This window comes from Streptomyces rapamycinicus NRRL 5491 (assembly GCF_024298965.1).
Taxonomy (GTDB): domain Bacteria; phylum Actinomycetota; class Actinomycetes; order Streptomycetales; family Streptomycetaceae; genus Streptomyces; species Streptomyces rapamycinicus.
Genome location: NZ_CP085193.1, coordinates 3,016,854 through 3,038,976, shown reverse-complemented (window position 1 = coordinate 3,038,976; position 22,123 = coordinate 3,016,854). Strand labels below are relative to the sequence as shown.

18 protein-coding genes and 6 pseudogenes are annotated in these 22,123 nt (G+C 65.8%); 15 read left to right on the top strand and 9 right to left on the bottom strand.

Features of this window, described 5'->3' with window-relative positions:
* Positions 1 to 12 precede the first annotated feature (12 nt).
* The 4 genes and pseudogenes from LIV37_RS52535 to LIV37_RS12130 all read left to right on the top strand — a co-directional run.
* Positions 13 to 219, top strand: a pseudogene (locus tag LIV37_RS52535) (hypothetical protein); the annotation flags it as partial.
* Positions 220 to 302: 83 nt separating this feature from the next.
* Positions 303 to 1,031 (top strand): flavin reductase, encoded by a 729-nt coding sequence (locus LIV37_RS12140; protein ID WP_121825565.1) that lies wholly within the window; start codon positions 303 to 305, stop codon positions 1,029 to 1,031.
* A 46-nt stretch (positions 1,032 to 1,077) separates the two neighbouring features.
* The gene (locus tag LIV37_RS12135) at positions 1,078 to 2,907 is read left to right on the top strand and encodes an AMP-dependent synthetase/ligase (protein WP_121825566.1); all 1,830 of its coding nucleotides are present in this window, start codon (positions 1,078 to 1,080) and stop codon (positions 2,905 to 2,907) included.
* Between the two features lie 167 nt (positions 2,908 to 3,074).
* Positions 3,075 to 3,938: pseudogene (locus LIV37_RS12130) on the top strand (IS701 family transposase); the annotation flags it as partial.
* On the opposite strand, the pseudogene LIV37_RS12125 reads toward LIV37_RS12130, so the two are convergent.
* The 7 genes and pseudogenes from LIV37_RS12125 to LIV37_RS12100 all read right to left on the bottom strand — a co-directional run.
* Positions 3,935 to 4,156, bottom strand: a pseudogene (locus LIV37_RS12125) (IS701 family transposase); the annotation flags it as partial. The pseudogenes LIV37_RS12130 and LIV37_RS12125 sit on opposite strands and share 4 nt — an antisense overlap.
* A gap of 105 nt (positions 4,157 to 4,261) precedes the next feature.
* Positions 4,262 to 4,797: pseudogene (locus tag LIV37_RS12120) on the bottom strand (helix-turn-helix domain-containing protein); the annotation flags it as partial.
* 100 nt (positions 4,798 to 4,897) lie between these two features.
* Positions 4,898 to 6,854 (bottom strand): annotated as a pseudogene (gene acs, locus LIV37_RS12115) (acetate--CoA ligase).
* A 544-nt stretch (positions 6,855 to 7,398) separates the two neighbouring features.
* Positions 7,399 to 7,788 carry a VOC family protein gene (locus tag LIV37_RS12110; RefSeq protein ID WP_020867405.1) on the bottom strand — a complete coding sequence of 130 codons (390 nt, stop codon included), beginning with the start codon at positions 7,786 to 7,788 and terminating at the stop codon, positions 7,399 to 7,401.
* Positions 7,785 to 8,180, bottom strand: a complete 396-nt coding sequence (locus LIV37_RS12105; RefSeq protein ID WP_121825567.1) for a flavin reductase family protein — start codon at positions 8,178 to 8,180, stop codon at positions 7,785 to 7,787. The genes LIV37_RS12110 and LIV37_RS12105 overlap by 4 nt, the downstream gene beginning before the upstream one ends.
* 555 nt (positions 8,181 to 8,735) lie before the next feature.
* On the bottom strand, positions 8,736 to 9,197 hold the full coding sequence (locus LIV37_RS52530) for a site-specific integrase (RefSeq protein WP_121826088.1): 462 nt from the start codon (positions 9,195 to 9,197) through the stop codon (positions 8,736 to 8,738).
* A 304-nt stretch (positions 9,198 to 9,501) separates the two neighbouring features.
* On the bottom strand, positions 9,502 to 10,347 hold the full coding sequence (locus LIV37_RS12100; RefSeq protein WP_020867402.1) for an enoyl-CoA hydratase/isomerase family protein: 846 nt from the start codon (positions 10,345 to 10,347) through the stop codon (positions 9,502 to 9,504).
* A gap of 334 nt (positions 10,348 to 10,681) precedes the next feature.
* Here LIV37_RS12100 and LIV37_RS12095 point away from each other — a divergent pair, with 334 nt between their 5' ends.
* The 6 genes and pseudogenes from LIV37_RS12095 to LIV37_RS12080 all read left to right on the top strand — a co-directional run bounded on the left by LIV37_RS12095 (position 10,682) and on the right by LIV37_RS12080 (position 14,749).
* Positions 10,682 to 11,737, top strand: a complete 1,056-nt coding sequence (locus tag LIV37_RS12095) for an Lrp/AsnC family transcriptional regulator (RefSeq protein ID WP_158634921.1) — start codon at positions 10,682 to 10,684, stop codon at positions 11,735 to 11,737.
* 51 nt (positions 11,738 to 11,788) lie between these two features.
* Positions 11,789 to 12,211 carry a serine dehydratase beta chain gene (locus LIV37_RS52525; RefSeq protein ID WP_373920610.1) on the top strand — a complete coding sequence of 141 codons (423 nt, stop codon included), beginning with the start codon at positions 11,789 to 11,791 and terminating at the stop codon, positions 12,209 to 12,211.
* Positions 12,184 to 12,636 (top strand): annotated as a pseudogene (locus LIV37_RS52520) (L-serine ammonia-lyase, iron-sulfur-dependent, subunit alpha); the annotation flags it as partial. The gene LIV37_RS52525 and the pseudogene LIV37_RS52520, both read left to right, overlap by 28 nt.
* Positions 12,637 to 12,658: 22 nt before the next feature.
* The gene (locus LIV37_RS52515; protein ID WP_420834385.1) at positions 12,659 to 12,955 is read left to right on the top strand and encodes an L-serine ammonia-lyase, iron-sulfur-dependent, subunit alpha; all 297 of its coding nucleotides are present in this window, start codon (positions 12,659 to 12,661) and stop codon (positions 12,953 to 12,955) included.
* Positions 12,956 to 12,961: 6 nt separating this feature from the next.
* Positions 12,962 to 14,173 (top strand): metal-dependent hydrolase family protein, encoded by a 1,212-nt coding sequence (locus tag LIV37_RS12085; RefSeq protein ID WP_020867400.1) that lies wholly within the window; start codon positions 12,962 to 12,964, stop codon positions 14,171 to 14,173.
* A gap of 12 nt (positions 14,174 to 14,185) precedes the next feature.
* A complete protein-coding gene (locus tag LIV37_RS12080) occupies positions 14,186 to 14,749 on the top strand; it encodes a carboxymuconolactone decarboxylase family protein (protein ID WP_148717854.1) in 564 nt (187 codons plus the stop codon).
* A gap of 244 nt (positions 14,750 to 14,993) precedes the next feature.
* Here LIV37_RS12080 and LIV37_RS12075 read toward each other — a convergent pair whose 3' ends face one another.
* Positions 14,994 to 15,458 (bottom strand): MarR family winged helix-turn-helix transcriptional regulator, encoded by a 465-nt coding sequence (locus tag LIV37_RS12075; protein ID WP_020867398.1) that lies wholly within the window; start codon positions 15,456 to 15,458, stop codon positions 14,994 to 14,996.
* 127 nt (positions 15,459 to 15,585) lie between these two features.
* On the opposite strand from LIV37_RS12075, the gene LIV37_RS12070 reads away from it, so the two are divergent.
* The 3 genes from LIV37_RS12070 to LIV37_RS12060 all read left to right on the top strand — a co-directional run bounded on the left by LIV37_RS12070 (position 15,586) and on the right by LIV37_RS12060 (position 17,769).
* The gene (locus LIV37_RS12070) at positions 15,586 to 16,323 is read left to right on the top strand and encodes an SDR family oxidoreductase (protein WP_020867397.1); all 738 of its coding nucleotides are present in this window, start codon (positions 15,586 to 15,588) and stop codon (positions 16,321 to 16,323) included.
* 140 nt (positions 16,324 to 16,463) lie between these two features.
* A complete protein-coding gene (locus LIV37_RS12065) occupies positions 16,464 to 17,372 on the top strand; it encodes an LLM class flavin-dependent oxidoreductase (protein WP_020867396.1) in 909 nt (302 codons plus the stop codon).
* Between the two features lie 10 nt (positions 17,373 to 17,382).
* Complete coding sequence (locus tag LIV37_RS12060) at positions 17,383 to 17,769, top strand: VOC family protein (protein WP_020867395.1); 387 nt, start codon at positions 17,383 to 17,385, stop codon at positions 17,767 to 17,769.
* Between the two features lie 701 nt (positions 17,770 to 18,470).
* On the opposite strand, the gene LIV37_RS12055 is transcribed toward LIV37_RS12060, so the two are convergent.
* Positions 18,471 to 19,514: a LacI family DNA-binding transcriptional regulator gene (locus LIV37_RS12055; RefSeq protein WP_121826089.1), complete on the bottom strand. Its 1,044-nt coding sequence runs from the start codon at positions 19,512 to 19,514 to the stop codon at positions 18,471 to 18,473.
* Between the two features lie 278 nt (positions 19,515 to 19,792).
* Here LIV37_RS12055 and LIV37_RS12050 point away from each other — a divergent pair, with 278 nt between their 5' ends.
* Positions 19,793 to 21,091: an ABC transporter substrate-binding protein gene (locus LIV37_RS12050; protein ID WP_020867392.1), complete on the top strand. Its 1,299-nt coding sequence runs from the start codon at positions 19,793 to 19,795 to the stop codon at positions 21,089 to 21,091.
* A gap of 11 nt (positions 21,092 to 21,102) precedes the next feature.
* Positions 21,103 to 22,122 (top strand): carbohydrate ABC transporter permease, encoded by a 1,020-nt coding sequence (locus LIV37_RS12045; protein ID WP_020867391.1) that lies wholly within the window; start codon positions 21,103 to 21,105, stop codon positions 22,120 to 22,122.
* The last annotated feature ends 1 nt before the right edge of the window (position 22,123 follow it).

The following is a 22,123-nucleotide window of genomic DNA, read 5'->3' as shown; positions in this document are numbered from 1 at the left end:
CCGGAGACGAGCATGACCGCAGGTTCGCACAACAAAGCACTAAGCCTCGTCCACGCATCAGACGAAGTGGACGGGGTGGTTGTACTTACCCTTAGCCACCAGCCTGCCAACACGCTCAGTAACATTCTCGTCAGCGAGCTGACAGCGAAGCTGGTCACGCTCGCTACCGGCTCTAACGCTCCCGCAGTGGTCCTGACGGGAGCTGGCGAGCGTTTCTTCTGCGCAGGTGGTGACATAAAGGAAGCCGTCGACTTCGACGCCAATGACATGGTCGAGCGGATGGCAGGCTTTCACGCGCTGCTTTGCGCACTGGAGAACTATCCCGGCCGCTGGTGTGTGCGGTCAACGGGTGGTGCGTCGGCGGCGGGATCGAGATGGCCCTGTTCACCGGCGTGGTCTACGCGGCGATGGGAGCGCGTTTCGTCTTCCCTGAGATCAAACATGGGACGAAGAGCAGCTTCGCGTCACACTGGCTGATGCGCGCACGGTCTTCAACGACCCTGCCGCCCGAGCTGCCCACGAGGGGTACAATGGTTGATCAATTTCAGGAACTGGACCCTGCCGCTTTCCGCTCGGCATTGGCTCAATTCCCTTCAGGTGTGACGATCGTGACGACGCGAAGCGAGGCAGGCACACTGCACGGATTCACCGCGAGTTCCTTCGCCGCGTTGTCTCTCGATCCCCCGCTCATCTTGGTATGTCTGGACCGAGGAGCGGACTGCTTTCCCGTCTTCATGGCGGCTAAGCATTTCGTCGTGAACATTGTGACGGACGCCCATGCCGACTTGGCGCTGAAGTTCGCCACCAAGGGTGAGAACAAGTTCGCGGACGGCAATTTCGAACTCGATGAGGCAGGCAATCCGCTGTTGCCGGATGCGGCAGCAGTCATCAGCTGCGAGCTGGAGCAGGCCGTGCCCGGCGGAGATCACGTAATCCTCATCGGTCGCGTACGCGATGCACGGACAGGTGCCGGCAAGCCGGTGACGTGGTACCGGGGTGGCTTCCTTCCCCTTGGGGAGCGAGCTGCATGAGTCTCATTGAGCACGGGCTTGCCTGCTCTGGAAGAGAGGCCGTCTCATGGATCTGATCAATTTCCAGCCGACCCGGACGCTACCGGGACTGCTCCTCGATCGCGCGCGCAAGGATCCCGATGCCGTTGCGCTGCGCTACTGGCGTGATGGATCTGTACAGGCGATCACGTGGCGCGCGTACGCCAATCGTATGCGCGAGGTTGCACTCGGTCTCGTGGCTCAGGGTGTCAAGCACGGCGATCGCGTAGCAGTGATGAGCAGCGCGCGCCCAGAGTGGGCGTGCGCAGCGCTTGCCGTTCAGAGTGTCGGCGGTGTCGTAATCGGCGTGTATCCCACCAACTCGCCTGCCGAGATAGAGCAGACCCTTGTACATAGCGAAGCGGTGGCCTTCGTCGGTGAGACGGCCACGGAGCTCAACAAGGTAGCTGAGGTCGCCACTCGCACCCCGGATCTGCGGCTTGTGGTCGGAATCGATGCCGATCCGCCGACACTGCCCAAGGGTGTCAAAGGAACACGGTGGCAGACCCTGTCCGATGAAGGCGCCCGACACCATGAGGACGGCTCAGGTCTCCTCGCTCAGTCGGTCGCTGCGGGATCCCTCGACGATGCCGCCGTGCTCTTTTACACGTCCGGGTCCACGGGAGTACCAAAGGGCGTCACGCATTCGCATCGAACACTCCAGCACGCGGTCCAGACCTTTGTCGGTCTCTACCCGCAGAGCCGCCGCCAGGAGCACGATGTTGTGGGCTTCCTGCCGTTGTCCCATGTAGCGCCGGCCCTTGTGTCGATCTTCGCGCCTCTGCTCTCACGTCTGGTGGTCACATACTGCAGCATCGGTGACTACGAGAGAGTGCTGCGCTCAGTCCGGCCAACGGCAGTGCTATGGCCTCCGCGGTTCTACGAGAAGCTCGCCGGCGAACTGATCGCACAGACGGAGACTTGGCCACGACTTCGCCGCGCTGTCTATGACGCTGCCATGTGGGTTGGCCGCAGGGTGGCTGAGGACCGCTGGTCTCGTCGCACGCCCTCAGTGCTGCTGCGGATCGCATACGCTGCCGCACTTCGTGGAGTGTTTCTGCCGCTGCGGGCAAAGGTCGGGATGGATCGCATCCGCGTGGCCTACACGGCATCTGCGGCAATGCCTGAAAGCGTCATCGCGATTTGGCAGATCTGGGGGCTCGATCTGCGTGAGTGTTATGGCCTCACCGAGACCACCGGAGCCCCTATCGCGCATTTCAACCAGCCGTTCCCCCGGCCAGGCTTCATCGGCAGGATTTTCCCGGATCCGCGCTTCCAGGTGAAGATCGCGGAAGACGGAGAAATGCTGCTCCGAGCGCCGCTGCTCTTCGACGGATACTGGCGCCACCCCACGGAGACCGAAGCGGTCTTCCAAGATGACTGGTTCTGCACCGGTGACCTGGTAGAGCGTGCACCGAATGGTGATATCCGGCTTATTGGCCGGAAGAAGGACGTAATCATCACTCGGGGCGGCAAAACGATCAATCCTCAGCCCATCGAAACCCGGTTGAGGGAAAGTTCGCTCATCAACGAAGCCATCGTCGTCGGAGACGCCCGTAAGTACCTCACCGTCCTAATTGAGCCGAACACACCAGCAGGCGGCCAGTCGACAGAGGCGGTGGCTGAGCTTCTGCGAGCAGAGGTTGCTCGGGTCAACGCAGACCTTTCGCGTGTCGAGCAGTTGAAGGACTTTCGCGTTCTACCACGGTCCCTGCAAGTCGAGCATGGCGAGCGGACTGCGAACGGAAAGATCAAGCGTAATGCCGCCGTCCGCTCTTTCGCAGCACTGATCGACGAAATGTACGGCGCTAACGACGATGAGGCGATCGCGAACCACGTGCGCTCAAAGTCGAATTAGCTGGCTCATTCATGAAAGTCGCTTGATTGGAGGCGATCTTGAAGGCGTTGGAGGAGGGCGTTCCACTTCGATGTGCAAGCAAAGAACCGAACACCCTTCCAGCGGCCTGCCTATGGCTATTCTATGGCCCGACGATCTGGTCGTCGTACCCCGGCAAGCGGTGCTGAATCCGACCTTTCCTCATCGCCTACGAGTTGTTCGCGCCGTTGGTGCGGCGGGATCAGCGTGAAAAGGGCGCCTTCTATCTGCGGGGGCTGCTGCTGGCGGGCCGGCGTAAGTCGATGCAGCCGATGGCAGAGCGCCTGGGCATCGATCATCAGCAGTTGCAGCAGTTCATGACGTCCTCGACCTGGCCGGTCGGGGACGTGCGGGCCAGGCTGGCGTGGCGGGCCGTGCGGGTGGTCCGTCCGCAGGTGTGGGTGGTGGACGACACCGGTTTCCCCAAGGACGGCACCGCCTCGCCGGGGGTGGCCCGCCAGTATTCGGGCACTTTGGGCAAGGTCGGCAACTGCCAGATCGGCGTCAGTGTCCACGCCGCTTCCGATACCGCCTCGTGCCCACTGTCCTGGCGGCTGTTCCTGCCCACCGCATGGGACACCCCCAAGGCAGCCGCACGCCGCAGGGCCTGCCGGATCCCCGATGGCGAGCGCCACCGCCCCAAATGGGAACTCGCGCTGGAGATGCTCGACGAACTCGACGGCCATGGCCTGCGGCCCGCCGCACTGGTCGCCGACACCGGCTACGGCGCGAACGCCGACTTCCGGCACGGTCTGGAAGACCGCGGGCTGGCCTATGTCCTTCAGGCCAAGGGCGAGATGACTGCTCATGCGGAAGGCTGCGAACCCCACCAGCCCGCCTACGGCGGTCTCGGGCCCCGTCCGCTGCCCCGCTACCGCACCCGCCCGCTGTCCCTACGCGGCCATGTGCTGGCCGCCGGACGCCACCACGGCCGGACCCTGACCTGGCGCAAGGGCTCCAAAGCCGCGATGAGCTCGCACTTCGTTCTCCTGCACGTCAGCCTCGCGGGCCGGTTCAGCATCCGCTGGATGCGGTCAGGGCCCGCGTGACCGGCTTCCTCCGCCAAGGTCCAGCCGTTCTTGCGCTGCAGCGGAGCGATCAGACCCCGCATATAGGCCAGCGCCGACTCCCGCGGCTCCGACCTGCCGAAACGGTGCACGAACCGCTCGTGCACCGCGTCCAGCTCACTCGCCCACAACCTGGCATCAGCAAGGTCCCCACCCTTAACCACACCGACTACCGACCTGGTCAGCAGTCACGGCAAGCACCGTTGCAGTACTAACGAGTTGGTGCGTGATAGCGGGTGAGGCGTGTCTGGCCTGGTCGTGGCCTGTTTTTAGGCGGTGATGGTGCGGTCGGAGACGAGGCTGGCGATGGCGCGGTAGGTGTAGGGCAGGTGGTCGCGTCGGTGGGTCCAGCGCGTTCGTTGTTTCCAGCGTTTGTGGTCAGCCAGGGCGTGTTCGACCGTGATGCGGTCGGAGGAGTGCCCGTGGCGGTCGCGTTCCCACTGCTCGACTCTGCCGGGCAGTGCGCCCGGACCCGCCGTCTGCCGCGGCCGGCCGGTGGCCGGCGTACCTGGATCTCGGTGGCATCCAGCCGCAGCTCGATGCCTTCGGTCTGGGCGTAGGCGAACACGTCGGCCATAGTCCGTAATCGCACGTCGGGGCGGTCGGGGGCTGCACGCCCCCGCTCGGCCAGGAGCGTACGTATCTCTGCGATCGCACGGGTGGTGGTGGAGCGGACGACGCCGAACAGCAGCCCCAGTACCGAGTGCGGCAGGTCGTGCCGCAGATGGATCAGCGTGGCCACCAGTCGGTCGACGAAGACCAGCTGGTGGCGGGCGCCGGCTCCCGCGGCCCGCCTTCTGGCCCCCCGCTATCACGCACCAACTCGTTATATCGGCGGGCTCCGCCATACGTTCGCGGAGGACACCTGGCGCGGTCGCCGGGTGCCCTCCGGACGCGTTCCTCGCTCAGTCTTCGCTCGGCGTCGCCGGGAGCTTCGCCTGGATGAGGTCCATGACGGTCGAGTCGGTCAGCGTGGTGACATCACCGAGCTGGCGGTTGTCGGCGACGTCCCGCAGCAGCCGGCGCATGATCTTGCCGGAGCGGGTCTTCGGCAGCTCGGCCACCGGCAGGATCCGCTTCGGCTTGGCGATCGGGCCGAGGGTGGCGCCGACGTGCTTGCGCAGGTCGGCGACCAGGTCTTCTGTCCCGGCGGCCGAACTGCGCAGGATCACGAAGGCGACGATCGCCTGCCCGGTCGTTTCGTCCGTCGCGCCGACGACGGCCGCCTCGGCGACCGAAGGGTGCGACGTCAGCGCCGACTCCACCTCCGTAGTGGAGATGTTGTGCCCCGACACCACCATGACGTCGTCGACCCGGCCCAGCAGCCAGATGTCCCCGTCGTCATCCTTCTTCGCCCCGTCACCGGCGAAGTACTTGCCCTCGAACCGCGACCAGTACGTGTCCAGGAACCGCTGGTCGTCGCCCCAGATGGTGCGCAGCATCGACGGCCACGGCTCGGTCAGCACAAGGTAGCCGCTGTCACCGTCGGGCACCTCGTTGCCTTTGTCGTCGACGACGGTCGCGGAAATGCCGGGCAGCGGGTTCTGCGCGGAGCCGGGCTTGGTCTCGGTGACGCCCGGCAGCGGCGAGATCATCATTGCGCCGGTTTCGGTCTGCCACCAGGTGTCGAGGACCGGGGTGCGGTCGGCGCCGATGTTCTTGCGGTACCAGATCCACGCCTCGGGGTTGATCGGCTCACCTGCGGAACCCAGCAGCCGCAGGCTGCCGAGGTCGAACTTCGCGGGGATGTCGTCGCCCCACTTCATGAACGTACGGATCGCGGTCGGCGCCGTGTACAGGATCGTCACGCCGTACTTCTGCACGATCTCCCAGAACCGGCCCTGGTGCGGTGCGTCCGGCGTGCCCTCGTACATGACCTGCGTCGCGGCGTTCGCCAGCGGCCCGTACACGCCATACGAGTGCCCGGTCACCCAGCCGACGTCGACGGTGCACCAGTAGACGTCCGTCTCCGGCTTGAGGTCGAAGACGGAGTGGTGGGTATATGCGGTCTGGGTGAGGTAGCCGCCGGACGTGTGCAGGATGCCCTTCGGCTTACCCGTCGTCCCGGACGTGTACAGGATGAACAGCGGGTGCTCCGCCTCGAACGCCTCAGGCGTGTGCTCGGCGCTCTGCCGCTCGACGATCTCGTGCCACCACACGTCGCGGCTGTCGTCCCAGGCCACGTCCTGACCGGTGCGCCGGACGACGAGTACATGCTCGACGTTCTCCACGCGCGCCACCGCGTCGTCCACGGCCGGCTTGAGCGCAGTCGGCTTGCCGCGTCGGTAGCCGCCGTCGGAAGTGATGACGACCTTGGCGTCCGCGTCCTGGATCCGGGTGGCGATAGCATCCGCCGAGAAGCCGCCGAAGACGACGGAGTGCGCCGCGCCGATACGCGCGCAGGCCAGCATCGCGACCGCCGTCTCCGGGATCATCGGCATGTAGACCGCGACCCGGTCGCCCTTCTGGACACCCAGCTCCAGCAGGGCGTTGGCGGCCTTGCAGACCTCGTCCTTGAGCTCGGCGTAGGTGATCGCGCGGCTGTCGCCGGGCGCGCCCTCGAAGTGGATGGCGACCCGGTCGCCGTGTCCGGCCTCCACATGCCGGTCCACGCAGTTGTACGCGACGTTGAGCTCGCCGTCCTTGAACCACTTCGCGAACGGCGGGTTCGACCAGTCCAGCGTCTCGGTAGGCTCTTTGGCCCAGGTCAGCCGGCGGGCCTGCTCGGCCCAGAAGCCGAGCCTGTCAGCCTTGGCCTGTTCATACGCCTCCGCGGTGACGTTGGCGCCCGCGGCCAGGTCGGCGGGGGGGTGCGAACCTGCGCTCTTCCTTGAGTTTGGCGATTGACGGATGCTCGTTCACTTTATGGCTCTCCCGACATGCAGACAACAATTGTCCCGTATGACCAGGCCAACTTGCCCTCCCGTAATGAGGGAGGGTGTTCGGCCTCTAGTAGGGCGTGATCTTCTTGCTGCTTGGGGCAGCGCGTATCCGCGCAAGCCCGGAGTTGAATCAATAGTTCCTAGCCGTGGCCGCGGACCCCGCCCCCCCCTTTCTGCCCTATACGCTTCACGCGATTTTGTTCCGTTGTGCCTCGACGAGGTGAGAGTTCCGAGCATCCGAGAAAGAGTGCCGCTGGCGTGGAAAACAATCCTGCGTTGTAATAGGGGTACCAGTTGAGGTCCAGTGTCGGCCATAGCGAACTCTCAGTCCCTGAGACGGCCGGTGAGCCAATCGTGAACAGGAGACACAGTGCCAGCCCTCCATAGACCGATCCAGAGAAGCCCTCTGCGATTGAACCTCGGCCAGAAGAAGGTGTAGATCAGCGCAGGGAAGATGCATGAGGACGAAATGCTGAGCGCGTTGGGCTTTGCACGTTCGGGCCCCGGGGACCGGAACTGACCGCCTACCGCGGCCCGTAGATCACCACGGTGTTGCCCCATGGGTCTCGAGCCACGGCCCGAACCTCGTGAGCGCCCTGCTCCAGTTCTCGAACAATGGCCCCGCCGCCCTGGACGAGGGCGCCGAGCGCGGAGTTCACATTGGGAACCTTGAATGATGCGGCGGGCATGCCGCCCGTAACGTCCTCGGTCGGGCCGGCCAGGGCCAAGGTTGTGCCGCCAGCGTCGAGTGCGGCGTAGCGGTCGCCATCAACGAACTTCATAGCGAGTCCGAACGTTTCGATGTAGAAGCGCATAGCGGCGTCGACGTCGGCTACCGGGCGCAGCACGTTCCCGATCTTCACGGGATCATTCACCGGACCGAGCGGAGGGTCGCACTGCCCGGTGTACTTCATGTAGCACTCTCCCCAAGGCGGAGGAAGTCGCCCTTGTGCCATGTCACCGGCTCGCCGCTGCCTATCTGTGCGTCGTGGACCCGGCCGATAAGAATTACGTGATCTCCGCCGGGCACAGCCTGCTCCAGCTCGCAGCGGATGACCGCTGCTGCGTCGGGCGGGGCCGGGTAGCCGCCCTCGTCAGACTCGAAGGTTCCGTGGGCGAACTTGTCCGCGCCCTTCGTGGCGAACTTCTTCGCCAACTTCTCATGTGCGGGCGTAACGATGTTCACGACGAACTGCTCAGCCGCTATGAAAGCAGCGAAGCAGTCCGCTCCCTGGTCCAGACACACGAGAACAAGTGGCGGATCCAGCGACAACGCCGCGAAGGAGCTCGCGGTGAATACGTGCAACGTGCCCCGGCACTGCGAGTCGTCGCGATTGTTACGCCTGAGGGGAAGCGGGACAGCGCCGAGCGGAAGGCAGCTGCGTCCACCCCTTGCAGTTGCTCAGTCATTCCACACCTCGCGGGCAGCTTGGGAGGCAGGGGCGTTGCAGGTGTTCACGAGGATGAAGTCCATACCGACCTACCCTTCCGTCGAATGTTATTCTGCAATAACGTATGGGGTGGCCCGAGCGAGGTCGAGGCCCGAGAGTGAGGCCAGATTCGTTAGTGGTCGGTAACCGACTGAAGGGTCCGCTCCTCTCTGTGACGCGTGCAGGGCGCGAGGAGTGGCGGACAATCTGCGTTAACACGTCGATATCGATCAAGGCAAGGGAGATGTCGCTCCACGTGGGCGGGTTGAGAGTTGAGTGCCTGACCTCGCCTGATATCGCGGACGTTGCGACGAAGTGTGGGCACGGCGGTCTAGCCGCTGGGCGTGATGGAGCAGCGGGGGAGCGCATCTGCCGCTGACCGGCGACAGCGATCATGCCGATCGGCTATGTCTCCTTGTTGCCAAGCAGAGTCAAGGGGTCGCAGGTTCAAATCCTGTCGTCCCGACCAGCGTTTTCGCAGGTCGGATGCCGTTTTTCCAGAGATGAGAAGGCGGCCTTCTTCGTGTTGTGCGGGGTGGTGGTCGCATGGTGGTCGCATGCGCGCCTTGGGGTGTGGAGGCGCTGGGTGAACTGGCGGCTGGGGCGGTGGAGTAGGGCAGTGTGAGGCGTGTCCGGGGCCTGTTCGAGTGGTCGCGGTGTGGTCGCAGCCAGGCTGGCCAGTGTGGATGGCTATCGGCGGTGGGGTCGGCTTGGGGCAGTGAGGTGTCGATGGCGTCCACGGCGTCGTGGGCGGCTTGCTGGGTGAGGTGGCTGTAGAGGTTGGCGGTGGTGGAGAGGGTGGAGTGCCGCAGGGTTTTGGAGACGACGGTGAGCGGGGTGCCCGCGGTGATGGACAGGGTGGCGGCGAGGTGTCGCAGGTCGTGCAGGGTGATGCGGGGGGACGCCTGCTTCCTTGGCGTGTCGGCGGAAGCGGTCCAGGACGGTCTGAGGTCGCAGTGAGCGGCCGTCGGGTCGGCAGAAGACCAGTCCGGTGAAGGGAATCCGAGGTGCGGTCAGACAGCACTGAATCCGGGGCTTCGGCTGCGCGGCGTGTGAGAGCGGCTGCCACGCGCGGTGAGTCACCGGCGCTTGCCTGACACTGAGTCGCCATCCGGCAACACCCTGAAGAGATCAGTAAACAAAGTGTCGGGCGCCGTCCGTGACGGCGGCCGACAACCTGCTTCGTCCCTCAGGTTCTCACCACGTTTTGCGTGAGCGCGCCTCGACGACGAGGTCGGGGTCGGGAACCTGTCGCTTGGCAGCGACGGTGGCAAGCATCTGTTGCGAGAAGTGGAAACCGAAGTCTTCGGCAACGAGCTTGCGCCAGGGGCGAGACACGATGTTGTGGGTTGCCCAGCGAGCGAACCGCGGGCGCTTCATGATGTCGCCTGCGATCCCCCACGCCTTCGGCAGGAGCTCCTCACGCGGAAGTACGTCGCTGACGAGCCCATAGTCGAGTGCTTTCCGCGCGGGGATGGAGCGGCCACTGTAGATGTCGTAGGCTGCCCGCTTCGTGCCCATCAGGTGCTGCAGGGCGAGCGAGAGTCCGTCTCCCGGCGCGGTGCCCGCCATGAAGTGCGGGTCAATGAAGTCTGCGTCTTCCGCAGCCAGAGTGATGTCGCAGAGTAGCGCGAACTCGGTGTGGATCCCGGGACCGTTTACCGCCGCGATCGTCGGGATGTCGAGGTTGTTGACGAAGTTCTCGATCAGCTTCCACGCATCGATGGTCTGCTGAAAGATGTAGTCGGGCTCCTCGTCGACGATGGGCCGCGGCCACGTCTCCTCGGGGTCGCCTCGGAACCAGGTCTCGCCGGTGCCGGTCAGGATGAGGACATGGTTGTCGGGGTCGTTGCCCACGTCCTGCCACACCCGGTTCCACGCGTTGTGGGCGGCCCAGTTGTGGAGGTACGGACCGCCGTCAGTGTGGAGCCGAAGCTCGATGATCCCGTTCTCCCTGCGCATCTTGAAGAAGGCGGCGTACTTCTCTGAGTACTCCTCAAATGCGGTCGGTGGAACGTGGCCTTCCCAGCGGGGGTCTGACATGGTCGCCAAGGTCGTCCTCCTTCGTCAGCGTCGGCATACCGACGTTCGTGCACTAATGCGAAGATCATTACTCCGCGAGGAAGCGGCATGACCGGCAATGCAGGAAAAATTCCCAGAAGCCAACCGCGATGAAGTTTGACGTCAGGCAGGCGCGCCCTTCTGCCGCAATTCGGCCAGCGTCACGAGCTCCACGCCGGCACTCAAAGGGCATCGCGAGTTGCGGCGTCTGGAATCTCCGCACGGAGCCACGTCAGGATGCTTCGGCACACTGCACGTGAACAACCGCATGCCCGCCGAAACATCAACCTTTTCCCGTAACATAGAGTCAAGTCTTATGAGTCATTTGGACGAGAGTCGGCAGGACTACGACCTCGATGAGCTCGATCGGCGGCTCATCCATGCCCTCCAGATCAACCCGCGAGCACGCTGGGCTGCGCTGGCGCCGATTATCGGGGTCGACGCGGTCACCCTCGCCCGGCGCTGGGAACGCATCGTCGAGGCTGGCATCGCATGGGTGTCCGGGCATCCCGGCCCGGAGCTGAGAGGGCCGTCGGCCATACTGGAAATCGAAGCCCACCCTGCCGCCACGCTCGGTCTCGCACAGGAGATCTCGGCGGACAGTGAAGCGTTCACGGTGGACCTCACGGCCGGGGGACGCGAGATGCTCGTGCTGGTGGCCACATCAAGCATGGATGCCCTCACGGAGTATTTGATGACGCGGGTACCGGCACTTGAGGGGATTCGGGCGGCCCGGGCCCACTTGTTCACGTCGCCCTTCGTGGACGGAGGTCAGTGGCGTCTTCGCTCCCTGTCAGCCGAGGAGATCGCTGCGGTAGAGCGGAGCATCGAGGTCTCGCGATCCCCGAGGGGCCGCGTCGACTCTCAGCTGGAGGACCAACTCCTTCGCCTTCTGGGACCGGATGGCAGGGCGACAGTGGCTTTCCTGGCGAGGACCGTCGGCGTTGGCCAACGTCGGGTACGGGATGCGGTTGCGGCCATGACCGCACAAGGGCGGTTGGACACCCGCCTGGATATGGCAAAAGCGCAATCAGGCCGGCCGGTTCATGCGTGGTACTTCCTCCGTGTCCCTGCCGCGCTCGTACAGCGCGTCGGGTCGGTGCTCACACGTATCGGCGAGATCCGCCTCGCGGTCTCAACTGTCGGACAGTACAACCTCATCCTCGCCGTGTGGTTGTCGACGCTGGCTGGCGTCCAGCGGCTCGAGGCCGTCCTCGAGGAGAAACTTCCCGGCATCAGCATCGCCGACCGTTCCGTCGTGCTGCGCACGGTCAAGAAGGAAGGACACCGCCTCGATGCCCGTGGGCGCGCCACTTGCGAATTCAGCCCTCTGCTGACCAATATGCCTCAGTCAAATGCATCTTTCGAGTGAAATCCTGCAACAAGCCGGGACCACTACACGCGCGGACTATCGTCCTGCGTCATGACCGCTTCGACAGCTCCTGTCGGTGTCTTCGACCTGTTCACTATCGGGATTGAGCCCTCAAGTTCGCACACAGTCGGGCCGATGAAGGCAGCCGCCGCCTTTGCGAAGGACCTGCGACGAGCGGGCGCGGCGGACAGCGTCGAATCAGTGCGAGTGGAGGTATTTGGCTCGCTCGCCGCGACCGGACACGGGCACGGCACGTTCACCGCGGTGCTTCTCGGCTTGGATGGTGCGCGATCAGCCAGGATCGACTCCGGCGAAGTTGAGCGAAGACTGGCCGACATCACGGCATCCGGCACGGTGAGCCTCGGCGCAGGGCAACGAATCCGCTGCCGGATCGAGGACTTCGTGCTGCGACCGTTGACCGTACGGCCGCGCCACACGAACGCTCGGTGGCGGGTTCATTGTCCGCGACGGTGACGAGGAGCGCCCCGGCGGCGTGCCAATCGACGTCAGATCCACACCCGTTCCGCACGGCGGCGGAGCCGCTCGCTGTCTGCGACCGGACAGGTTCCCGCACCAGCGAAGTGATACGCGACAACGAGCTCGCAGGGCGCTCGAGCGCCGACCTCAACCAGGGATTGCGAGAACTATGGCAAACGATGCAAACACACGTCACCTCGGCTGTATCGCGCACAGGGGTGCTCCCTGGTGGCCTCGGTGTCCGTCGGCGAGCCGGCGCATGGGCGTCACGATTGGACCGCGAGGACCCCGAGCGCAATGACCAATACCGGCAAGGGCGTGTCAACTTCATCGCGTTGGCAGTGAATGAGGAGAACGCCAGCGGCGCCCGCGTCGTGACCGCACCGACCAACGGTGCGGCCGGCATCATCCCCGCCGTACTGTTTCACGCATTGAACTACACGGCTGCCGGCAAGGGCGCCGACGACGATTCACGCAACGACATCGTCGAGAGAGGTTCTCGGTGGCACCCCATGCCAGGTGGAGAACGCCGCCGAGATCGCGCTGGAACACAATCTCGGGCTGACCTGTGATCCCGTTGCCGGCCTCGTACAGGTGTCCTGCATCGAATGCAACGCGATCGCTGCAGTGAAAGCGATCAACGCCGCGCGAAGGAGACGGCCCTGGGCGGGCTGGCCGTCAGCGTTGTCGAGCGCTGAAGCCGCGTCGAACCCCCCGCGCAGTCGAACATTCATGAAATGAGGAGCAATGGTAATCCGCACAGTCTTCAAGAATGGGACCGTCTTCGACGGAACCGCAGCAGGCATAGCCGACCTCGTCATCGAAGGCCGCCACGTCGTCGATGTCGGGACCGATCTGGACGGTGATCACGTTGTGGACTGCTCTGGAAAGTCGGTCCTCCCCGGGCTGTTCGACTGCCACGTGCACGTGATGACCCGAGACTTCAACCTCGCACGCGTCGAACAACAAGCCTTCTCCCTGCAGTATTACGAAGCAAAGCGCAACCTGTCGCTCCTGCTCGACCAAGGCATCACCTCTGCCCGAGATGCCGCAGGCGCAGACCTAGGGGTGAAGCAAGCGATCGCACAGGAACTCATCGAGGGACCGCGACTGCAGATCGCGATCTCGATGCTGTCCCAAACGGGCGGGCACGGCGATGTCCATCTCCCCTCGGGAGGTCATCGATCGATCCCGATGATGACGGCACACCCCGGACGGCCCAACCCGATCGTCGACGGCCCGGACGGAGTACGGCGAGGAGTTCGTGAAGTCCTGCGCGCGGGAGCCGACACAGTCAAGATCGCCACCACCGGCGGAGTCATGTCTCCAGGCGATAACCCCCGCCACGCCCAGTTTCGCGCCGACGAGCTAGCGGTGATCGTCGCCGAAGCCGCCGCGGCCGACACCTACGTATTCGCCCACGCGCAGGGGACCGAGGGAATCAAGGCAGCCTTGCGGGCCGGTGTCCGTTCCATCGAACACGGCTACTATCTGGACGACGAAGCAGTCGACCTCATGCTCGAGCGTGGCGCCTGGCTCGTTCCCACGCTGTCAGCAACACGCGCCATCATTGACGCCGCCGACAGCGGCATACCGATCCCGGAAGAGAACGCGAACCTTGCCCGTGAGGCCGTCGAGGCGCATCAGGCGAGCTTCGCACTCGCCGTCCAGGCGGGAGTGAAGATCGCTATGGGGACCGACAGCCCGCCCTACTGGAGCCCGGCAGCGAGCAACCTCAGAGAACTCGCTCTGATGGTGAACTCCTCGTCGATGTCCGCGCTGGATGCCTGGCGCGCCACGACGTCGAGCCCGGCCGAACTCCTTCGATTCGATGCCGCCGGAAAGTTGGCAGCCGGCAAGCTCGCGGATGTGGTCGTCATCGCGGGCAGTCTGTCCGATCTCGACGACCTTCGTGGCCGGGTCCGTCAGGTGTGGCTCGACGGCACGCGGGTACGGTGACGCGTTGTGCGCATGCCCTCGATCAAGCCTAGCGAACTGACAGCCGAGCAGCGCTCGCTCGACGGTCACGTCCGACAGCTCATGGCCGGGTTGCCCGCGCCGTTTACCTCGACTGATCCCGACGGCGCGCTGATCGGCCCGTTCCCGGTGATGCTCCGCTTTCCCGGGCTCGCCCGCCCGCTGCTGGAGTGGTTCACGGCCGGCACCGGTGCCTCAGTCCTGCCCGCCCGGGTGCGCGAGGTTGCGATTCTCACCACGGGGTCGCGGTATGCCGCGGCCTACGAGCTGTACTCGCACTCCCGGGTTGCGCTCGACGTCGGTCTGCCGGAGGACATCATCGAGGGCCTGGTCGCGGGGCAGCGCCCGGCAGGCATGACCGCCGAGGAAACGGTCGCTCACGATGTGGCTGCCCGGCTGTACAGTGGCGCGCCTTTGCCGGGAGCGCTTTACCGAGCCGGGGTGCGCGCCTTCGGCGACTCCGGTACGGCCGAACTCGTCTTCCTCGTCGCGCAGTATGCCGCCATCTCGGCGATCCTCAATGCGTACGACGTGCCACTGCCGCCCGACGACGACTGACTCTGCGTCAGCGAGCCCTGGGAACTTCGCTTCATGCTACGGACCGTTGCTTTGCTCCCCCTTCACAGGGCTTTCGACACTGGGCTTCGGCGCCGGGCGTTTCCCCCGACACCGCCAGTCTGCTACCGGGCCTCCTGGCAGCTACCCGGGCCGGACTCCCACCGGCAGGCGACAACGAGCTTACGACCAAAGATCACTTACAACATCAAGACCTCCAGTCTGCTGGGCGCGCGAAAGCCCGGGGCTAGTCGGATTGAGCGCCATCGGCGTCCGTCCCGCTGCGCCGGGCTATGAGTTCATCCTCGATACGCCGGAGCGTGGCATTGACGATCTCGATGGTGGCGGGGTCGTCGATGATGCCCCGGAGGGTCCGGTCCCAGTTGTCGCGGAGGATCTGGTGATTCTGGTGGGCCTTGTCGGTGGGGTACAGGCGCACGCCTCGGGCGTTGCGGTCGTCCACGACGCGATCCACGAGCCCCCTCTTCTCCAGGCCGCGCAGTACCCGGCTGAAGTTGCTCGACGGAAGCAGGGTCGCCTCCGACGCGGCTCGCGCGGACGTGCCGGGGTGGTGGTGGATGAACCGCATGACGCTGATCTCGATCGGTGTGCACGGCTCGAAGGCGGGGTCCGCCGGGGGCCGAAGCTGCCGCGCCACGGCGAAGACCAGGTCGGCCAGCTCGTGGAGACTGGCGGCTTTGACGTCGCTCATGCCACGAGGATACCTTCCTATCGCTTGATAGCTGTCAATTGATAGCATTGAATGGCGGACGCCCCCGCGCCTCGAAGGCCGTGGCGCTGCTCAGGCAATCCACCGACTCATGGATGAGGAATCCCCTATGGACATCAGCGGAGCCGTAGTACTCGTGACCGGAGCGTCGTCAGGCATCGGAGGGGCCACCGCACGCGCCGCCTCCCGCGCCGGTGCGCGCGTGGTGCTCCTCGCTCGCCGCGAGGAACGCATCCGACAGCTCGCCAAGGAACTCGGCGAGTCCGTGGCCCTGGCCGTGCCATGCGATGTGACGGACCGGGGCCAGGTCGCGGCGGCCGTAGAAGCCGCGATCGAGAAGTTCGGGCGGATCGACGTCCTGGTGAACAACGCAGGCCAGGGGCTGCAGGCGACCGTCGACGCCATCGACCCCGAGGACTTCCGGGCCGTCCTCGAACTCAACCTCGTCGCACCCCTGACCGCGACGCAGGCCGTCCTTCCGCAGATGCGCAAGCAGGGAGCCGGGGCCATCGTGAACGTGGGCTCCGGGATCATCTGGTCGTCGCTGCCCGGATCCGGCGCATACTCCGCCTCCAAGGCCGCCCTCGCCAAGCTCTCGGCTATCGCCCGCGTCGAACTCGCCGACGACAACATCGCCGTGTCGATGATGTTCCCGTCGATCACCGAGACCGAGTTCGTCAGGACGGTCCGCGGCGACGTCGCAGGCGCGCTGAAAATGGAAGGCTCCAGCGGCTTGGTACCCCAGTCGCCCGAGGGCGCCGCCGACACAATCCTCGATCTGATCAGGAGCGGCGCCGAGCAGGCCGACCTCGTCCCGGAGGAGTACGGCGGCACGCTCAACAGCTGAGCCACCGAAAACGGAAAATACCCCGACGCACGTCATGAGGCCGGGCGGGCAACGCCTTCCGCTGCTGTCGACGAAGCACAGGCGGCAGCGGTGGAAGGACACGCACCCCCCGGTCCGTTATCGAGGAAGAGACACGGCAAATGGAGATAGGCGTAGGGCTGCCGGGTCATGTCACCGGAGTCGAGGAGCGTACGTTGGTGACGTGGGCGCGGCGGGCCGAGGAGCGGGGATTCGCCTCGCTGATCGCCAGCGACCGACTGGCCTGGTCCACTCCGGAACCCCTGATCACACTGGCCGCGGCAGCCGGGGCCACCGAACGCATCCGGTTGGTCACCAGCGTGCTGCTGGCCCCGCTGCACACCAACCCCGCATTGTTCGCCAAGGCCGCGGCGACCTTGGACCGGATCGCGGGCGCCGGACGGCTGCATCTCGGTCTCGCTCCCGGAGCCCGCGAAGACGACTACCGGGCGAGCCACCTGGACTTCAGTACTCGAGGGCGTGCCCTGGACACACTGGTGGAACGCGTCACCGCCATCTGGCGGGGTGAAGAGGAGGTGGGTCCGGCCCCGGTCACCCCCGGAGGGCCGCCACTGTGGTTCGGCGGCGCGTCGCAGGCGACGCTGCGGCGTATCGCCTCCCACGGCACCGGATGGATCGCCGGAACCGGCGGAGACATCGACGAGTTCATCACATTCGCCACCCGCCTCCACAGCCGCTGGAAGGAGGCAGGCAGGCAAGGACGTCCGCGCACCAGGGCCACGGCGATGTTCGCCCTCGGCGGCCACGCACACCGATCCCTCGCCCGCGCCGTCAACGACTACTACGCCTTCGCCGGCCCCGAGTACGTCCGGACCGTCATCGACGCAGCGGCCACCACCGCCGACGTGATCGACGCAACCGTCACCGCCCACGAAGCAGCCGGACTCGACGAACTCGTCTTCGTGGGCAACGACACCGACCCGAACCAGATCGACCTGCTCGCCGACATCCTCGGGGACAAACTCACCTCCCCGAACAGCACAACCAGGGCGCCGGACCGCTCACATTGAAGGGCCCAAGATGCCGAACGAGTTGAACCACTTCATCGTCCACTGCCGTAACCGGAGAGAGTCCGCTGCGTTCCTGGCCGACCTGATGGCCGCCCCCGCCCCCTTCGACTACGGCCGGTTCACGCAGGTCAACACATCAAACAACGTCGGCATCGACTTCGCCGACGACTTGGTCCCCGCCGACCGCATCAACGAAAGCCACATCGCATTCCTCGTAACCGACGAAGAGTTCGACGCGATCCTGGCCCGCCTCAAGAAGAACTCCGTCCCCTTCTGGCCGAACCCGGTCAAGATCCGCGAAGGCGAGATCAACCACCTATTCGGCGGGCGCGGCCTGTACACACTCGACCCCGGCGGCACGGTCCTGGCCGAGTTCATCACCACGCCCTACAGCTAAGCTTGTCCTACCTTCCAAGCGTGGGTCTGAGCTGGTCCCCGGGTTCGGCGTCGGCGGGCTACTGCTGGCCGCCGTCTCGCCGCGGGCCGCGCTGGCGATCACCGCGGCGGCGCTCTTCCGCATGGAACAGGAGAAGGCGCGCCTTGCCGCTGCCCGTCTGGACGGCGGGTGAGAGGGAGTGTCCCAAGCAGCCGACACTGCAAGGGATCGAGTACCGAGGCCAGGTGCCGGCGGACCGGCTCGTAGTAGTGGTGAAGCCCCTGTAACGGGGGCGGAGCGAAGGGGCCGGGTCGTTCGTGGCTGAGTTGATCGCGTCAACCGGGCGGTGCCCGGGAGGAATTCGGTGGACCAGTTGAAGTCACAGGCCAAGTCGTTTGAGATTTCGAAGTGGGAAGTCAAGGAGGCGTGGGAGGCCTCGGGCAGACCTCTCCTTCAACGATCTCGCCCGGTGGGTCAACCCACGGGTGGCGGGGTGGATGCAGTACTACGGCCGCAACGGGATGACGCGGACGGTTTGCTCTCCGAGCTCAACGAGTACGCCTGCCGGGCGAGGAGGCCGCCCGGCTGCTTCTGGACGTCATCGATGGCAGCGGGGCGGTCGATATGACCGTTCTGACCGCCTCGCTCGTAGTGGGTACGTCGACGGTACCGGTCGGCCGAAGCCGAGAGCCTGCTGCCCGCCCCCGCTCACGGCTCGACACTCAAGTCCGCGGCGGCGCGGTGCTCGCCCGCACCACGAATTCCACCGGCGGGAGCTCGGCAGCCTGGAACTCTCCTCCCTCGGTGAGCGAAACCAGCGCCTGCGCGGCGGCGCGCCCCCAGGTCAGCACATCCTGGCGCACCGTCGTCAGCGGTGGCGCGATGCAGTCGGCCAGCGGGATGTCGTCGAAGCCCACCACCGACAGGTCCTCGGGGACCCGCAGCCCGCGGCTGGTCGCGGTGGTGATCCCGGCGATGGCCATCAGGTCGTTGGCGTACACGATGGCGGTCGGTGGCCGGTCCAGGTCCAGCAGCTGATGCGTGGCCCGGGCACCGGCCGCGCCGGTGAAGTCCGCGGCCACGGGCGGGATCTCGGGCAGGTCGGCATCCGCCAGCGCACCGCGCCAGGCGTCGCACCGGGCCTCGGTGTGCACAAACCCCGCGGCGCCGCAGACGTGTCCGATCCACCGGTGGCCGAGTGAGCGCAGATGGCTGACCGCACGCCGCACCCCGCTGCCGTCGTCGACCCCTAGGGCCGGCACCTGGCCGCCGTGCTGCGGTGGCCCGACGATCAGTGCGTCGATGCCCAGCTCCGTCACGAGTGCCGGCCTCGGGTCGTCGGTGCGCAGATCGGTGAGGAACACGCCGTCGACCCGACCGTCACGGGCCAGCCGCTCATACGCCCGCCGTTCGGTTTCCTCGTCGGGGACGACTTGTAGTACGAGCGCGTAGCCGAGCGGCGCGAGGCCGGTCTCGATGCCGGCGACGAACTGCGGGAAGAACGGGTCGGTACTCAGCAGTTCCGGCGGTCGGCGCATCACCAGGCCGAGGGTCTGGGACCGCTTGGTGGAGAGCGCCCGGGCGCCGGCGTTGGGCTGCCAGCCCAGCTGGTCGATCGCGTCCAGGACCCGCTGGCGCGCCTGCGGGCTGACCCCGGGGCGGTCGTTGATGACGAAGGAGACCGTCGCCTTGGAGACCTGGGCCAGCGCGGCGACATCACCGATCGTCGGCCGGCTGCCCCCGCCCCGGCGTGACGGCGGAGGCATCGCCTGGCGGGAACCGCCCGCCGATCCACCCGCTTTGTCCTGGCCCCGCACCATACCGCCTCGCCTTCCACTGATTCGGGACGTACGGCTCCTGGGTGGCAGAACTGCGCCGCCCAGGTTACCGAAACGTTTCGCACCCGTCCTTGACGCTTAGATATTAAACCGGTTTGATGACGCTCGTAACCCCGCGGTGATCATTCTGGCGGGGCGGGCCGGCGGCGACGAGAGGGGAGTCGCTTCGGACCCTCAATCACCCGCATGGAAAGGAGTTGGGCATAATGAGGCGTTTTCCGCGTGCTACGGGGCTGGCCGCCGCCGCGGCGCTTGTCCTGCCATTGTCCGCCTGCGGTTCGGGCGACGCCGCCAGCGGCAAGCCGACCTCGGGACCGATCGACATCTGGTACTCGACGAACGAGCAGGAGCAGGCCTGGGCCAAGGCCACAGTGGCTGCCTGGAACGCCGAGCACACCAAGGAGAAGGTCACCGCCAAGGCGGTGCCGTCGGGCAAGTCCACCGAAGATGTCATCGGGGCCGCGATCACCGCGGGCAACACCCCGTGCCTCGTCTACAACACCGCTCCGGCGGCGGTCGCCGCATTCCAGAAGCAGGGCGGCCTGGTCAATCTCTCGGACACCTTCGGCGATGCCGAGTCCTTCATCAAGAAGCGCTCCGGCGGTGCCGTGGACGGCCTCCGTTCCCCGGATGGCAAGTTGTATCAAGTGCCGTGGAAAACCAACCCGTTCATGCTCTATTACAACAAGGACGTCTTCAAAAAGGCCGGCTTGGACGCCGAGAATCCGAAGCTGAACACGTATGACGATGTGCTGGCCGTGGCGAAGAAGATCAAGAGCAGTAAGGCGGCGAAGTTCGCCTTGTATCCGCCGGCGACCAGTGACTACACCAATGCGCTGTTCGACTTCTATCCGCTGTACCTGGCCAACTCCGGCGGTAAGCAACTGGTGAAGGACAAGAAGGCCACCTTCACTTCCAGGGCCGGACGGCAGACCCTCGGCTTCTGGCAGCAGATGTACGCAGGCGGCTACTCGTCCCCGGAGGCGTACAGCGGCGACATGTGGGCGGGCCCGTTCGCCGACGGGGTGGCCGCCATGGGCATCGCCGGGCCGTGGGGCAAGGGACAGTTCGACGGTAAGGTGAAGTACGGCGTGTTGCCGCTGCCCACGGCCGCGGGAATACCGGCAGACAAGACATCGACGTTCGCGGACTCCAAGAACGTCGGCCTGTTCACCTCGTGCGAGCACAAGCAGACCGCCTGGGAATTCACCAAGTTCTCGATGAGCGCGAAGAACGACGCGGCGCTGCTGGAGGAGACGGGGCAGTTCCCCACCCGCAGTGACGTGGCCGCCGTCGCGGGCGGCTATCTCAAGGACAATCCCTTCTACCAGCCCTTCGCCGACGCGGTGCCGCGGGCGGTGGACGTGCCGAACATCGCTGGTTCGACCGAGGTGTGGAAGACGTTCCGCACAGCCTGGGAAGACGCGGTACTGCCCGGGAAGGGCGATGTGAAGTCGACCTTTGACAAGGCCGCGCAGCAGATCGACGACCAGATCGTCGGCTGACGAGGCACACCATGAAATCACTCCGCGACAGCCGCGATGGGACCCAGGCCGCAGGTGATCCGCCCCGCGGCCGACGACCCCGGCCATCGACCCGGCACGCACCGCCGGCAGCCGCACCCGAACGCCGTATCCCGGGTCACCGGCCCGGCGCCTCGCGACTCGAGCGTTGGCTGGGCAACAGCCCGCTCGGGCTCGTCCTGACCGCGCCGTACACCGCCTACGTCCTGGTCGTGTTCATCATCCCGTTCGGGGTCGGCGTGTGGATGGCCTTCCACGACTACTTCTTCACCGCGCCCGGCGTCTCCGTGCCGCACCCGTTCGTCGGGTTCGACAACTTCACCGAGGTCCTCGGCGAGGAGAAGACCCAGCGCGCCTTCGCCAACCTCGGGTTGTTCATGGCGATCAACATTCCGCTGACCGTGGTGCTGGCGCTCGTGCTGGCGTCGGCACTGAATGCCGCGACTCACTGGCGCGGCTTCTTCCGGGTGGCGTACTACGTGCCGTACGTGACGGCCTCGGTGGCCACGCTGGCGGTCTGGCTGTTTCTGTTCAACGGCTCCGGTGCCGTCAACAACGTCCTCGGCCCATGGGCCCCGGACCCGTCCTGGCTGGCGAACAAGCACCTGGTGATGCCGCTCATCGCCGTCTACGTCACCTGGAAGCAGCTCGGGTTCTACATCCTGCTCTACCTCGCCGCGCTACAGAACGTGCCCAAGGAGCTGCATGAGGCGGCACTGACCGACGGAGCCGGGCGCTGGCAGGCGTTCCGGGCCGTCACCCTGCCGGCCGTCCGGCCCGTCACCTCGCTCGTCATCCTGCTGTCGATCATCACCGCCGGACAGATCTTCACCGAGCCGTTCCTGCTCACCGGCGGCGGCCCGAGCGGCGCCTCGCTCACCCCCGCGCTGCTGGTGTACCAGCGGGGCATCGAGCAGGGCGAGCCGGATGCCGCGGCCGCCATCGGACTGATTCTCGTCACCGGCGTGCTCATCATCGCGACCGTCGCCCGGCGCGTCATGGAGAGGGACTGAT